Source organism: Olleya sp. Hel_I_94 (assembly GCF_007827365.1).
Taxonomy (GTDB): Bacteria; Bacteroidota; Bacteroidia; order Flavobacteriales; family Flavobacteriaceae; genus Olleya.
This window is the reverse complement of sequence record NZ_VISI01000002.1, coordinates 1,143,547-1,156,652: the sequence shown is the minus strand read 5'-3', so window position 1 is coordinate 1,156,652 and position 13,106 is coordinate 1,143,547. Positions and strand designations below refer to the sequence as shown.

The window sequence follows — 13,106 nt, the reverse complement described above, 5'->3', positions numbered from 1 at the left end:
ATTCAGTTTAAACATCGCAATGCAAAGAAATGCAATGCGTTTATGATGCGATACTTACTTTGAAAAGCATCACGGTAGGATATAGCTATCCTAAAAAAAACTGAATTATACTTTAGGGGGTTGGAAAAGCGATTCCAGATATCTGGAAGTGAAGTTTACTTTATGTAAGTTAAACTGTTTTTTCTCTTCAAACTTTAGTCGATTGGTTAAAACCGAATTGTTGTTCGCAATAATTAATACTAAAGGGTGACAACATTGATGATGGGAATGGACTGGTGTATTCTCCTTATCTGGGTTATTATGATGCCCTTCATTTTTTGCATCATTGTCAATGTAATCTTCAACTACATATTCAAGGAAAGAGTCTCCATAAACTTTATGGTCTTGATAATGGGTAATAATGCTTGAAATTTCTTTAATTGGTCCACAAAAGTCCATATCAATGCTAATTCCCTGAAAAAAGAATAAAATTGACATTGATATGGAAAAGAATATTTTCATAAAGTTTGACAAAGATACAAATTAATCGATGCACAGGCTGTGCAAAAACTACGGTTGTTCTTTATAGACTAATTTTAGTTAACCTTAAATATAGATTTTACCTCTCTATAAATCCGTTCAAAATTGAGCTTTAATTCATCGGTTGTAAAATGTCGATGAGGATATGGTATTTCCCTTTTAATCACTTGTAGTTTAAATTGAACTCTTTTATCCTCGCCATCAGCAAAAGTTATAAACTCGCCTTGTTTCAAACGAAAGAAAACATCTGCCCTGCGTTTGGAAACTTCTTTTTCGCCTGTGGTAATCCGTGTATCAAAATTTAGATTGTGTCCACGATTTATACTTGTGGTTTCCATACGGACAATCTCAAAGAAACGCTCATAATATTTTGCAGTATCTGGGTCATTAACTTTGCCGAAAAACTGATAGGAAAGGTTACTCAAAATAGCCTTACTCGCTTTGTCTCCATATAGCATATCATTCTGTATTTTATCCTGCATCACGTAAATTGTGGCAATATCATAGCTTCTTAAAGTTGCGGGAATGCGGTGCATATTAAGCAGCTTTATGGTAGGGGCTTCTTCCATCATTAAAAAGGACGACTGTTGACCTCTCACGCTCATTTGCTTGATGACTGTGTGCATAATTGCAGCGATGATAGGCGAGTAAGCCGATTCATATTTGGGATGGTTCACAATGCAGATAACAGCAGGATTATCCTTGCTGTTGATATTCAATGGTACTTCATCTTTTGACAAAGCCATAAACAACTGTTGTGAACCTATCTTTTTAAAGGCATTGGCCAATGTGCTTTTTACACCCGCCGTTTGCTTGTCAGAATCCATTCCGTTGATAAAAGCACTTGCCATACTTCGGGAAGTGATATTTGAACTCACAAAAGTAACCAACTGTTTGGTAGTCATCGATTGAAAAATAGCAATCAAATGGGGCAGGGTGCAATATTGAGGATTGGACGTTTTTAGTTTCCAAATCATTCCACCCATCAAACCTTCAACAGCATCACTAAAGAATTTTGTGGTACTGTTTGTATTGGATTCGTTAAACTCCAAAAGATTTTCAATGAGTACCTTGGATAATTCATTCACACTTTCTTCATTGGGCAAATATCTTGGGGCAATTGGGTTTACACGATAATGGATTTGGTCAAAGGCAATGGTGTAGAATTTAATATCCTTTTCTTTAAATAATGGGTAGGCAATTTCGGTAAGTTCAAAATCCTTGTAATCGTGTATGATACCACAAAATTGATGGGTACCAAAATGCTGTAAAAAATTATAGATAACACTTTCTGTTTTACCGTTTCCCGCAGAGCCAATAATCGATGCACCTCGCTTGATATTTTCGATTTGAAATTTTCCACGACGAAGTTTAAAGCGTACCTGATATTTCTTATCTCCGTTTTTGGGCTCTTCTTGATGAAGAAACACATATAAAACTGTACTGACAAACAATACCGGAACAACAATAAAAAGGATGATATGTGGTATTGACATACTCATATCCCAATAGAACCCGACTGTATTGCTCGGTCAATCCCTTTTTTAAACTTGTTGATTATCTTTAATGCCAACTGTACTTTGTTTGTTGGAATATTCATTATGGGTACACCAGATTTGGCAAGTATTTTATAGGCAGTTGCCTTTTCATTGGTTGGCAATCCCGAAAGAATTGAGAAATACAACTTTGGATTTTTCAGGAATGTTTTACGTGCCTTATAAGTTTCAACATAGTTTCGTTTGTATTGAAATAGAGTGTCAAACGTTTTTTCAGAAGCCTTAAAGAATTTGTCCCTATCAAAACCACGTTTTACAGGTTTGCCATTAAAAACGGTTTCCGAAGCTTTGTACTTGCTACCAGGGGACAAACTGTATTTATTGGACATATCCTTTCTGCTCACAATAATATGGATATGGCTTTGAGAGCCTTCTTTAGGCATCCCTCTAACAATGCGTTTTCCATCTTGTTGATGTGGTGCTTCTTTTTCCAATCGGGACATCGTTTGCTGTAATTTTTTGATGTTGCCTTCTAATTCGCCACTTTTAATTTTCCGGATATCGTTCTTAATTTGAAGTATCTTGGTGGCATAAGGTTGGTTCTCCTGAATTTTCCTATCCGTTCCCTTATACGTACGCTGATGCTCAATTTTGGCATAGTATATAATGTCATCTACAGTAACAGCTCGTCCGTTTATTTCCCGATTAAAAGATTTAGCGTACTCTTTCATCAATTCTCGGGTGTACTTTTTCAGTTCCTCGGAATGATTTTGCAATCGCTTCAATTCATAAGCACTCGGATTGACTGTAATGGAATAAAACTTTGGTTCGGTCTTTTTGAGTTTAGCCGTATTTCCGTCAATTTCTTGGATGACTTCCTTACCTGATATTTCTTCGCCATACTGATTGAAAAAATGTTCCATTTCATCAATGGATTTGTCATCGTTTTCTTTTTCGAGATAAGCGACAAAATCGGAAACGCTCTGTGCATAATTGCCATCTAATGTCTGTTTGGTTACTGTGATATACATTATAATTTTTGTTTAATGTTTTCAAATTCATCTTTGCTTAAATCCAGTTTTAAATAGCCACCTCCAAAACTGCTTTTAACATAAGTGGTCTTATCAATGATTTTTTCTAAATCATATTTTACGGAATGGAATTGTTGTTGAACTTCTTCGTACCGATTTCGATAATGATTCAGTTCCTCATTTTCTGTAATCAATTCCTGTTGTTCAAATTCAAATAATTCTTCTTGTGCTTCTTCCTCTTTTGGATTCTCCTGAAAGAGCAGTTCCAACATTGCATTGGTGGGTTTGGTCTGGTTTTTTTCAATATCCCTAATAATGGCTACAAGTGCATTGATTCGTTTTTTTAAGCTATTCTCTAAAGTCTTCATATTTGCACCCAAAGATTCATTTGGGGATAGCTCGTTCAAATCGAAAAAGTTCATCATTGCTTCCAACGTATCAGTATGTGAATGGGTAATTTCCTTGGAAAATTTCCGAAAGCGAGTTGCCACTTTAGGTTTAATACTAATGGCAGAAAAACTGTATTTCTTTTGATGATTTGAACTCATTTACTGTAAAAAATTGCCGTTTTATAGGGGTTTCAAAAGGATTTACTGTAAAACTTTGTTATTTCTCTATTTTATATAACCAGTAATTATTTGAATATCAAATAATTACAACTAAAAACCAATCGTTAACATCGCCTTGGCGTGTTACCCTCTTGCTTCTCCAAATTCGTCCCGCAGGGACAAAATTTTTCAAACAACCTGACTAAAAAGTCAGTTGCTTTTTTTCGGAATAGAAAATTCCGATATGTTTAATTTTTGGTGAGTATCATTATCGGCGAAAGTCAAATCAAAATGGGATTACGATACTTAAATTGATACTGCTTAACAGTCTTTTAAAGATATTCTATTTAGATATAATACTGAAATACAGATTGTTTCCAATTGGTTTGTTTTGATACCAAAAAATAGGATTTTTATGAAAAAGTAAATTTAAGACGTCGAGTTTCAGAATATTGGCTCTTAATATTGTGAAAAAATAAGGCACAAAAAAAGACCTCTGAAAGTTCAAAGGTCTAAATTCTTGTTTTCAATTTAGATGTTAAAAACGTAGGTATATGTATATAGGTTTTTTATCGCTTCTTCGTCCAATATAGTGTTATAATCTATATGATGTTTATTGGCGTAGGCTTTTAGGTCATTCCCAAATTTGCTCTCTATTTCTTCTTTTGAAACGGAAAGCAGATGCTGTTGGGTTTCGTCATCGAGGTTGTTATAATTCAGATAAATCATAGCCTTTCATTTTAATATTCGCTTGTTAGCATCAGCGTATTATCCACAAAATATAAACGCAGTTCATCCAAAGGAAAATCCGAAAAGTTGTATCGATGTGTTTCTAATATATTACCGTTTCCATCGCTGTAAATTATTTCAGCTTCATAGCCTGAATAATCCTGTTTTTCTTCCGATAGCCTTTTAAAATCTATTGTGATAAAATGACTTCGGTTCAACAAACTTTTGGCAATTACGGAAACATCTGTGATGAGCCAAAAGCAGTCCGCTATATTGGCTAAATATTTCAATCCGTTTGTAAATCGCGTGCGTATCAATGGGATTTGATAGAACATTTCAGAACCGTGAAAATGTTGCAATCCTTCTTTTATTTCGTTAACTTGTGCTTTCATTGTAATGTCTTTTTTAGATTTAATGATGAAAAGAAGAGGGCACAAACTAATTGAAAACTGGTATTAGTGCCCTCTTTACTTTTTACTTACTACCTAATAATAGGATTTCATCGGCTACCACTTCGGTAACATAGCGTTGGTTGCCATCGTCCGTGGTATAGGTTCGGGTCTTTAGTTTTCCAACAACTCCGATTTCTTTGCCCTTTTCGGCATACTTTTCGATAATTTCAGCAGTTTTGCCCCAAGCGACAACGGTGTGCCAATTGGTGTCCGTTTGCTTTTCGCCCTTGCCGTTTTTGTAGTATTCATTGGTTGCCAATGATAAACGGGCTACTTTCTTACCGCTTTCAAGGTTCGTAATAGTTGGTTCTTGCCCAACATTTCCAATTAACTGAACGTGATTTTTAATAGTACTCATAATAAAAGATTTAAAAGATTAATATTTCCCTTTTTGATTTAAACTGAATTAAATTTTAAGGGGTGTTTGTATTATAAACCCCTTAAAATGTGTGAGGCAAAGGTTCGGTTTTTAAGAATTATCGAGCAAAGACCAAAGTAGGCTTTGCCGTTAATTCTGTTAAGAAAATCGAGGCTTTGACTTTCCGATTACAAGCGGACTGGATTCACGGTTTTGGCTTGGGAATGTAGCGTTCCTTCCCATCGAAGCGGGAAGGGGAAGCGGAATGGAAAGCCAAAAACGGGGATTGGGTCCAAGATTTTTTAGAGAGAAGCTCTTTGCCCGAAATGTAGCTTTTCGCGAAATGTAGCGGTAAAGTGCTGAACGGTTTATAAAACGAATTATTCTTTTGAAGTAGGGTTTTAAAGCGGACTTGACTTTAAAGATGTAGATTGGAATAGAGTTTGACCACTTCCCGAATTTTCTCGGGAATGAGTGGGCAAGTGGAATGGAAATCGGAATCTTTGAAGTTGTGTCCAAGACCTTTTTTGAGTGAAGCTCTTTTTCCAAAATGTAGAGCAACGAAATGTAGGGAAATGTGCTAAACGGAATAATATGGCAGAAGTATAATTAAAAATCCAGTTTAGTTAGGTACTGGATAAACCTTTAACAATGTTTCTTTAAACCATTGCATATATTTCATCGAACAAAACCTTATCCAACCTTTCCTGTTGCGAAAAAGTTTTTTTCAAGGTATTGTGAAGCATCCAATTAAAGGCGTTATACCCATCCCATAATGTGGGCGTTGTATAATAATCGTGTCCTTCTTCGGCTATCATATCCAATAATTCCCTGGATTTCTTTGAAGGATTATCGTTTTTGTCGCTACATTCATATCGGAACAGTTTCGTTTTTTCCAATATTTCCTTTACGAATGCTTTGGTGTCGATAAGTACGATTTCTTCCATTTCCCTGAATTTTCTTGTGATTTCGTAGTATTCGTTATCCAAGAACTTCTCGAATAGAAAATTCAATTTCGGCATTATTAAATCTGTATTGTTTTTGCTGTGCTTTATTGAAAATGCTATTTCTGATTGAGCAACGTGCAAGCCATTGGTGCATACTTCTCTATAAAATCCAAAATGCCCGGAAGTCTTTTCGCTTCCGTCATAGGAATTTTTGAAACGCAACATCGGTAATATCTTATCCTGTTCATTCTTCAACGAAAACTGATTATGGTCCTCGATTATAAAGTCGGTAATGAAAGACCTGTCATTTCTGTTAATCGTGCGTTTATGATATTTCAGATTGGCATCCAGTAATAGCTGTTCGGCTTTTTTGAAAAACAATTCATTTGGAATATGGCCATAACTGTTCGAGACCACATTCACAATTTTGTCATTGGAAATAACGGCATTTTCAAGTCCTCTTCGAGACTCCATACCAGTAATAATTTTTAACGATTTCATTTCATTTGAAACGAAAATTTCATCTTGTTGTAAACGATTTAAATACATAATATTTGATTTTAGACCTGTCTGAAGACAGATATGATTAAAAAAAGAAAGCCTACTCTTGCGAGCAGGCTTTCACATTTGAAGACATTAGCTTCATTAAAGTTCAAATTTTAGAATCTGTTCTTCAATCTCTGATTTACGTTGTTCCAAAGTGGACTGTAAATGTGTAGTTACCAACTTGATTAAATTCGTATTGGTCGTCTTGAATTCCAGATTACGTGAGTCCCTTATATGGAAGGAACTCGAACCATCCTGATTGTAATTGAACTTGGTAAGCTCGTTCAATGTTTCCGTCAACCGTTCACGTTGATTGGCCAAACCTCTCAATTTTTCAAACTTTTGAATTCTGTCATCCAAATTAATCTCTGGTTTTTTGGCTACCACGAGCTTTTCCGGTGTAACAGCTTTTCCGATAGCTTCCTCGGTCAACTTCTTTTGAACTTCCTTTTTAACGGTTGCATTTACTTTTTTTGCTGTTCCGTTTGATTTTACTTTTGTTTCCATAATTAAATGATTTTAGATTAAACAATATTTGAGCAAAACCCAAACGGAAGACAAAATTTTAGAGTGGAAAGGAAACGGAATAAATAAGCGAGGGAAGAAGCGATGGCTTTATGCCGTCCCTTTTCCGAAAAATATTTTGCGACGTTTATATTTCGGTAATATTGTATGAATACTCTCTACCTCAAATTTTTCTATAGAAGTTCATCACTTAAAAGACCTATAATGAAATAGTTGATTACTCGATTTAATGTGTTTCCAGAATGATTAACTTAAAGATATTTAGTAGAAATGATAAGGCATAATGAACCAAATTTGAAGCAGTATTAAGAGTCATAAAATAAATGACTTTTTATGTTGGTTTGAAATAATACAAATTATATATTTGCACCATCAGAAAGTAAAGCATTTTACTTTAAGTTCATTTATAATATCGTCAACAAATCGGCTAACAGTAAAGTTTCGGAATCTGTAACTGATTGATATATATAATATTATGGGGAAAGGGTATAATCCTGCCACCCCGACCAAAAAAAGCTTCAGTTTTACTGAAGCTTTTTTTTTATTCTAATTTTATATAATTCTCTGAATATATTCTTGATCCATTCTCGTCCAATTCTACTTGACTAAATCTATTTTTTGAAAGTATTAGTTCGTATTCAAAGGTTTTTCGAAGTTTCATGATATTATCCATAGTTAATGATCCATATTCAACATGTTCCGTTAGAATATTATCATTAATGTTGTATCTACCAAAAGCAAACCATTCGGTTGAATCTGCAGGCCTTTTTTTACTCCACATAAATTTTCCATCGGTAAACAATTTAATTTGTTTTTGATTGGCATTGGAGATTGTGGAATCTTTGATTTTATCGTTGACATAGTTATAGAAACTTACTAATTGCCAGGCACCTTGAAGATTTTTACTTTTATTGTCTGTTTTAATTTCTGTAAAATCCTTTGTGCTGGTTTCGCGGTTTATGTCACTATTATTATTACAAGAAAATAATAATAGCAGAATTACTGAAAGTAGTATTGTGTTTTTCATAATTCGTTAATTAAGTTGTTGATTTACTACAATTTACGAAAAAATAATGAAAACTTTTTTGTTAGTACAGAATATATTTAAACCATATTAAAACCATTTGAAAAAGAAACCAGAAATTAATACTGCCACGACAAGCAATAGTAATATTATTGTTACAAAGCCACTTGTTAATTTAGTTGTTTTGTCTTTTTGTAAAATGTAATCTTTTCTATCTTCGTTTTTATCTTTTATTAAACTCATATTTTAGTTTTATTTGTTAATGTATACTGTTTTTGTATTTACAAATTCTAATATTCCTTCTTTTGATAATTCTCTACCGTAACCTGAGGCTTTTGTTCCGCCGAAAGGCAATCTAGGATCAGATTTTACCATTTCGTTTATAAATAAAGCACCATCAGGGATTTGACTGATATTATCATAAATGCCATCAATATCTTCTGTGAAAATCATTGTGCCCAAACCGAATCTAGAATTTTTAGCTAGCTGTAGAGCATCTTGTTTATCCTTAGCTTTAATGATTGCTGCTACAGGTCCAAAAGTTTCTTCATCAAAAACTGGCATTCCAGGCGTAACATTAGTAATTACAGTTGGTTGGTATTTTGCTTTTTCTCTGGTATTACCATAGTGCACAGTTGCGCCTTTTTTTAATGACTTGGTTACTTGTTTTTCTAATTCTTCAGCTAAATCTTCTCTTGCCATGACGCTCATATAGGTGTCTTTGTCTTCAGGGCTACCATATTTTAAAGCTTTTACCTTTCTAGTGAATTGCTCTAAAAATGTGTCATAAATTATTTCTGTAACAATAAACCGTTTCGCAGCAATACAACTTTGACCATTATTTTGCATTCTGGCGCTAACCATTGTGTCTAAATATTTATCTAAATTTGCGTCATCTAATACAACACAAGCATTATTACCGCCTAATTCTAATACAGTTTTTTTAAGGCTTTTTCCAGCAACAGCTGCTATACTTTTTCCTGCTTTTTCGCTACCAGTAAGTGTCACAGCTTTTACTATATCGTTTTGGATTACCGCTTCTAAATCCTTGTGGTTAATTAGTAAAGCTTGAAAACATCCTTCAGGATAACCTGCATCGATAAATAATTTTTGTATCGCAATTGCTGTACCTGTTGAATTTGATGCATGTTTTAAAAGCCCCACATTACCAGCTGTCAATGTTGGAACAGCAAATCTAAAAACTTGCCAAAAGGGGTAATTCCAAGGCATTATGGCTAATATTGTACCTAAAGGGTCGTAGCTTATAAAACTTTCTGAAGCTTCAGTTTTAATGATTTGATCAGATAAAAAGTTGTCTGCATTAGCAATGTAAAAATCACAAAGTACAGCACATTTTTCAATTTCGGCAATACCTTGTGCTATCGGTTTTCCCATTTCGGTTGCCATTAATGTGGCATAATCTTCTTTATTTTCTTCTAATAGATTAGCTAAATTTTTTAATAATTTGGTCCTGTTAGGAATTTCGGTTTGGCTCCAAGTTTCAAACGTTGTGTTTGAAACAGTTAATATATTAGAAATTTCTTCTGGCGTGTGATAATTATATTTATTAATTACGTCACCTGTATGCGGATTAGCTGTGATTATTTGCTTTTTCATTGGTTTTATTTTTTGTTAAAATTATAAATAATCCATAGTAATTTATGATTTAAATCTTATTTTAACATAGATTTATCAATTTATTTAAAGTTTTATTAAGAATAATTAAACGCTTATATTTTATCTTTGTTTCAGGCTGATACAAACCATCAGTATAATTATTAACCATAAAAAAAAATAAAATGAGCAAGAACACAAATACAGCGTTAGGACTATTATTAGGAGGAGCAATTGGAGCAACTTTAGGAATATTATTTGCACCAGATAAAGGTGCCAATACAAGAAAAAAACTTAAGGACGACGCAATTGCTACTAAAGATAAATTAGCAGATAGTGCTTTACACTTAAAGGATCAAGTAGCTAGTACTATAACGTCACAAAAACATAGTTTAGATTCTCAGTTAGAAACTGTAATTTCTGATGCTAGTTATAAAGCAGACGATGTAATTACTACGTTAGAAAGTAAATTAAAAGATTTAAAAGCGAAGAATAAAAAACTTCAAAAATAGATGACTGTTTTTGAATCCATACAAGATACTTCTAATCAAGCGATTGATAAAGGTGAAGAATATTTAAAAAAATCCCATGAGTATTATAAGCTAAAGGTTTTTCAGCAATTGACAATGTCAATTAGTTTAGTTTTAAAATCATTATTAATTGGTGGATTAATACTTATAGGATTTGTTTTTGTAGCTGTTGCTGGAGCAATTGCTATAGGTAACATGTTAGATAGTTTTTCACTTGGCTTTTTAATTGTCGGTCTTATTTTTATTTTATTTTCTGCAGTTATTTATTTAATAAGAAAACAGATAAATAGTAAGGTTATTCAATCACTATCAAAAACATTTTTTGAATAATGATGAAACAATATAAAACAGAACACGATTTAGAGAATGACCTAAAAAGACTTAGTCTTGAAAAGCAAATTGCGTGGGAAGAATTAAAATCTATTAAAGGAGACTTTAAAGAAGCTGTGCAACCTCCAAATTGGCTTCAAACAGGTTATAAAATGTTTACAAAATTTGGAATGATGATGTTATTCAAAAAAATAATAAAATAATCTAACCATTAAAAATCAACCAATGACCATATTTGAATCCATAAGAAAAGACCATGATACCCAAAGGGAATTACTAGATCAGTTAGTAAAAACTACAGGAGATAGTAAACAACGAGATAAAATATATAAGCAGTTAAAAAATGAATTAAATATTCATGCAGAAGCGGAAGAACGTCATTTTTATAAACCACTTATAAGTAATGACATGATGCAGGAAAAAGCTAGACATGGTATTGCCGAGCATCACGAAATTGACGAATTGTTAGAGCAATTGGATGATACGGAATATAGCTCTTCAGCTTGGCTTAAAATAGCTAAAGATCTTAAAGAAAAAGTAGAGCATCATCTAGAAGATGAAGAACATAAGTTTTTTCAGTTGGCAGGAAAAGTTTTTAATGACACCCAAAAAACAGCATTAGCCAAAGATTATAGATCGTATATGGATACTAATTTATAGATTTATAAGTGAAAGCTTTACATACAGATATTTACAATCAAATTCTTTTACAGCCAGAACAGGTTATAGAAGAATTTGATTTGGTTTATACCAATCCTTCTCATTTAAAGATAATTAGAGAACGCTTAGATGATGACTTTATTTTTAAACTTAGAAATAGAGTCATCAAGGAGGAAAATGAAATAAACAGATTTAAACAGTTGGTTATTCCTCCAGCGTGGAATAATGTAAAAATTTCTCAGTTAGAAAACGGTCACCTACAAGTGGTAGGTCGTGATGCTAAAAATAGAAAACAATATAGGTACCATCCTAAATGGAATAAAATTAGAAATCAAACCAAATTTTATAAAATGTATCTTTTTGGGCAACAGTTACCTAATATAAGAGCACAAGTAGAGGTTGATTTGGACCAAACTACATGGACGCAAACCAAAGTATTAGCATTGATTGTAAGATTAATGGAAGAAACACATATACGGATTGGTAACACACAATATGCTAAACGTAATGAAACCTATGGTCTTACTACATTAAGGTCAAAACATGTAAATACTTTTAAGGATAAAATTCAGTTTGAATTTGTTGGTAAAAAAGGTAAAGCGCACAAAGTTTCTATTAGAAATAAAAAGCTAATAAAATTAGTTAATAAATGTGAAGAAATTCCTGGTTGGGAGTTGTTTCAATATTACGATGCTAATGGGGAAAAACAAAAGGTTGATAGTGCTATGTTAAATAAGTATTTACAGGATTTAAGTGGGACGCTTTTTACTGCAAAAGATTTTAGGACATGGGCTGCAAGTATAATTTGTTTTGAAACCTTGAAGGAATTAGGATACACAGAAGATCCAAAATTAAATAAGGAACATATTTTACACGCCATGGATGTTACCTCTAGTCAATTAGGAAATACAAGAAATGTCTGTCGTAAATATTATATACATCCTGCAATTATTAAAAACTACGAAGAAGGTACCATTGTGAACTATTTTGAATCTCCTAAAAAAAAGAAACAAATTTTAAGTCACTTCACACCCATGGAAAGCGCTTTAATGCGACTTTTAAAATCATATCAGCCAGAATTTTAATTGGGATTTCTTAATAACGTCTTAAATAGCAGTGTGCTTATGTTAAGTGCAGTTAAAGTCTTTGTAAATGAGTGTTAAACAGTATTATATAAGGTTGCATAAATTGTAAATTTGAATAATATTTAAAACAATTAATTATGCGCTGGACTATTTTTTTTATAATTCTTGCATTTATATCAGCTATTTTTGGTTTTGGTGATCTAGCAGGAAACTTAGCATTTTTGGCTAAGCTGTGTTTTTTTGTATTTGTAGCTTTATTTATTGGTACAGTTTACAAGTTTATATCAGAACATTAAAAACTTATAAATTAACTATTAGTACCTAAAAGCTGTCTTACTTGAGATGGTGTTTCAATTTTATAAAATTTATCTTCAATTACTAATATAGAATTAGCAAGTACTTCTGGATTATTTTGTATTACTTTAATCCAATCCTCATCCGTTAATACCGCTTTATTATCATAATTTTTAGTAAAATCTGGATGCTCCTTATTTATTAATTCAGCTACAGCTATATTTAATTTAGCAGCAATTTCTATCCATTGAGTGTCAGAAACTTTAGTTTTTGAAATATCAATTGTTAACGTTTTTTTTACACTATCTTGAATGTACGTTAATGTTTGTTTATCTACATTAGAGTTAGAATTATAGTAAAATGTATTTTTATTAGTGTTGGTCGCTATCACACCCATTGGTTTTTAAAATTAAATTAG

Annotated in this window: 19 protein-coding genes; 6 read left to right on the top strand and 13 right to left on the bottom strand. The window is 32.7% G+C overall.

Features of this window, described 5'->3' with window-relative positions; translation table 11 throughout:
• Nucleotides 1-105 precede the first annotated feature (105 nt).
• The 12 genes from JM82_RS08345 to JM82_RS08295 all read right to left on the bottom strand — a co-directional run bounded on the left by JM82_RS08345 (nucleotide 106) and on the right by JM82_RS08295 (nucleotide 9,792).
• Nucleotides 106-501, bottom strand: coding sequence for a hypothetical protein (locus JM82_RS08345; protein WP_228547182.1), 396 nt, complete (start codon nucleotides 499-501; stop codon nucleotides 106-108).
• A 74-nt stretch (nucleotides 502-575) separates the two neighbouring features.
• On the bottom strand, nucleotides 576-2,015 hold the full coding sequence (locus JM82_RS08340; RefSeq protein WP_409994626.1) for a type IV secretory system conjugative DNA transfer family protein: 1,440 nt from the start codon (nucleotides 2,013-2,015) through the stop codon (nucleotides 576-578).
• A 2-nt stretch (nucleotides 2,016-2,017) separates the two neighbouring features.
• The gene (gene mobB, locus JM82_RS08335) at nucleotides 2,018-3,046 is read right to left on the bottom strand and encodes a MobB family relaxase (RefSeq protein ID WP_027126752.1); all 1,029 of its coding nucleotides are present in this window, start codon (nucleotides 3,044-3,046) and stop codon (nucleotides 2,018-2,020) included.
• Nucleotides 3,046-3,594, bottom strand: coding sequence for a BfmA/BtgA family mobilization protein (locus tag JM82_RS08330; RefSeq protein WP_027126753.1), 549 nt, complete (start codon nucleotides 3,592-3,594; stop codon nucleotides 3,046-3,048). Before JM82_RS08330 ends, mobB begins: the two co-directional genes overlap by 1 nt.
• A gap of 531 nt (nucleotides 3,595-4,125) precedes the next feature.
• On the bottom strand, nucleotides 4,126-4,323 hold the full coding sequence (locus JM82_RS08325; RefSeq protein ID WP_145002318.1) for a hypothetical protein: 198 nt from the start codon (nucleotides 4,321-4,323) through the stop codon (nucleotides 4,126-4,128).
• Between the two features lie 11 nt (nucleotides 4,324-4,334).
• Nucleotides 4,335-4,715: a DUF6876 family protein gene (locus tag JM82_RS08320; protein WP_145002316.1), complete on the bottom strand. Its 381-nt coding sequence runs from the start codon at nucleotides 4,713-4,715 to the stop codon at nucleotides 4,335-4,337.
• An 82-nt stretch (nucleotides 4,716-4,797) separates the two neighbouring features.
• Nucleotides 4,798-5,133, bottom strand: coding sequence for a single-stranded DNA-binding protein (locus JM82_RS08315; protein ID WP_145002314.1), 336 nt, complete (start codon nucleotides 5,131-5,133; stop codon nucleotides 4,798-4,800).
• Nucleotides 5,134-5,792: 659 nt separating this feature from the next.
• Entirely contained in the window at nucleotides 5,793-6,629 is an 837-nt protein-coding gene (locus JM82_RS08310) for a DUF932 domain-containing protein (RefSeq protein ID WP_145002312.1), read from the bottom strand.
• A 96-nt stretch (nucleotides 6,630-6,725) separates the two neighbouring features.
• The gene (locus JM82_RS08305) at nucleotides 6,726-7,133 is read right to left on the bottom strand and encodes a hypothetical protein (protein WP_025743398.1); all 408 of its coding nucleotides are present in this window, start codon (nucleotides 7,131-7,133) and stop codon (nucleotides 6,726-6,728) included.
• A gap of 559 nt (nucleotides 7,134-7,692) precedes the next feature.
• Complete coding sequence (locus JM82_RS08300) at nucleotides 7,693-8,178, bottom strand: hypothetical protein (RefSeq protein WP_145002310.1); 486 nt, start codon at nucleotides 8,176-8,178, stop codon at nucleotides 7,693-7,695.
• 87 nt (nucleotides 8,179-8,265) lie between these two features.
• Complete coding sequence (locus JM82_RS16375; protein ID WP_186439201.1) at nucleotides 8,266-8,418, bottom strand: hypothetical protein; 153 nt, start codon at nucleotides 8,416-8,418, stop codon at nucleotides 8,266-8,268.
• Between the two features lie 9 nt (nucleotides 8,419-8,427).
• Complete coding sequence (locus JM82_RS08295) at nucleotides 8,428-9,792, bottom strand: NAD-dependent succinate-semialdehyde dehydrogenase (protein WP_145002308.1); 1,365 nt, start codon at nucleotides 9,790-9,792, stop codon at nucleotides 8,428-8,430.
• A gap of 182 nt (nucleotides 9,793-9,974) precedes the next feature.
• Here JM82_RS08295 and JM82_RS08290 point away from each other — a divergent pair, with 182 nt between their 5' ends.
• The 6 genes from JM82_RS08290 (at nucleotide 9,975) to JM82_RS08265 (ending at nucleotide 12,690) form a co-directional block, all read left to right on the top strand.
• Nucleotides 9,975-10,301 (top strand): YtxH domain-containing protein, encoded by a 327-nt coding sequence (locus JM82_RS08290; RefSeq protein ID WP_145002306.1) that lies wholly within the window; start codon nucleotides 9,975-9,977, stop codon nucleotides 10,299-10,301.
• Nucleotides 10,302-10,649, top strand: a complete 348-nt coding sequence (locus JM82_RS08285) for a hypothetical protein (protein WP_145002304.1) — start codon at nucleotides 10,302-10,304, stop codon at nucleotides 10,647-10,649.
• Nucleotides 10,649-10,852 (top strand): hypothetical protein, encoded by a 204-nt coding sequence (locus JM82_RS08280; protein WP_145002302.1) that lies wholly within the window; start codon nucleotides 10,649-10,651, stop codon nucleotides 10,850-10,852. The genes JM82_RS08285 and JM82_RS08280 overlap by 1 nt, the downstream gene beginning before the upstream one ends.
• 22 nt (nucleotides 10,853-10,874) lie before the next feature.
• The gene (locus JM82_RS08275) at nucleotides 10,875-11,309 is read left to right on the top strand and encodes a hemerythrin domain-containing protein (RefSeq protein ID WP_145002300.1); all 435 of its coding nucleotides are present in this window, start codon (nucleotides 10,875-10,877) and stop codon (nucleotides 11,307-11,309) included.
• A gap of 8 nt (nucleotides 11,310-11,317) precedes the next feature.
• Nucleotides 11,318-12,394, top strand: coding sequence for a DNA topoisomerase IB (locus tag JM82_RS08270; RefSeq protein WP_145002298.1), 1,077 nt, complete (start codon nucleotides 11,318-11,320; stop codon nucleotides 12,392-12,394).
• A gap of 137 nt (nucleotides 12,395-12,531) precedes the next feature.
• The gene (locus JM82_RS08265; RefSeq protein WP_145002296.1) at nucleotides 12,532-12,690 is read left to right on the top strand and encodes a DUF1328 domain-containing protein; all 159 of its coding nucleotides are present in this window, start codon (nucleotides 12,532-12,534) and stop codon (nucleotides 12,688-12,690) included.
• Nucleotides 12,691-12,701: 11 nt separating this feature from the next.
• Here JM82_RS08265 and JM82_RS08260 read toward each other — a convergent pair whose 3' ends face one another.
• On the bottom strand, nucleotides 12,702-13,085 hold the full coding sequence (locus JM82_RS08260; protein ID WP_145002294.1) for an arsenate reductase family protein: 384 nt from the start codon (nucleotides 13,083-13,085) through the stop codon (nucleotides 12,702-12,704).
• Nucleotides 13,086-13,106: the final 21 nt, after the last annotated feature.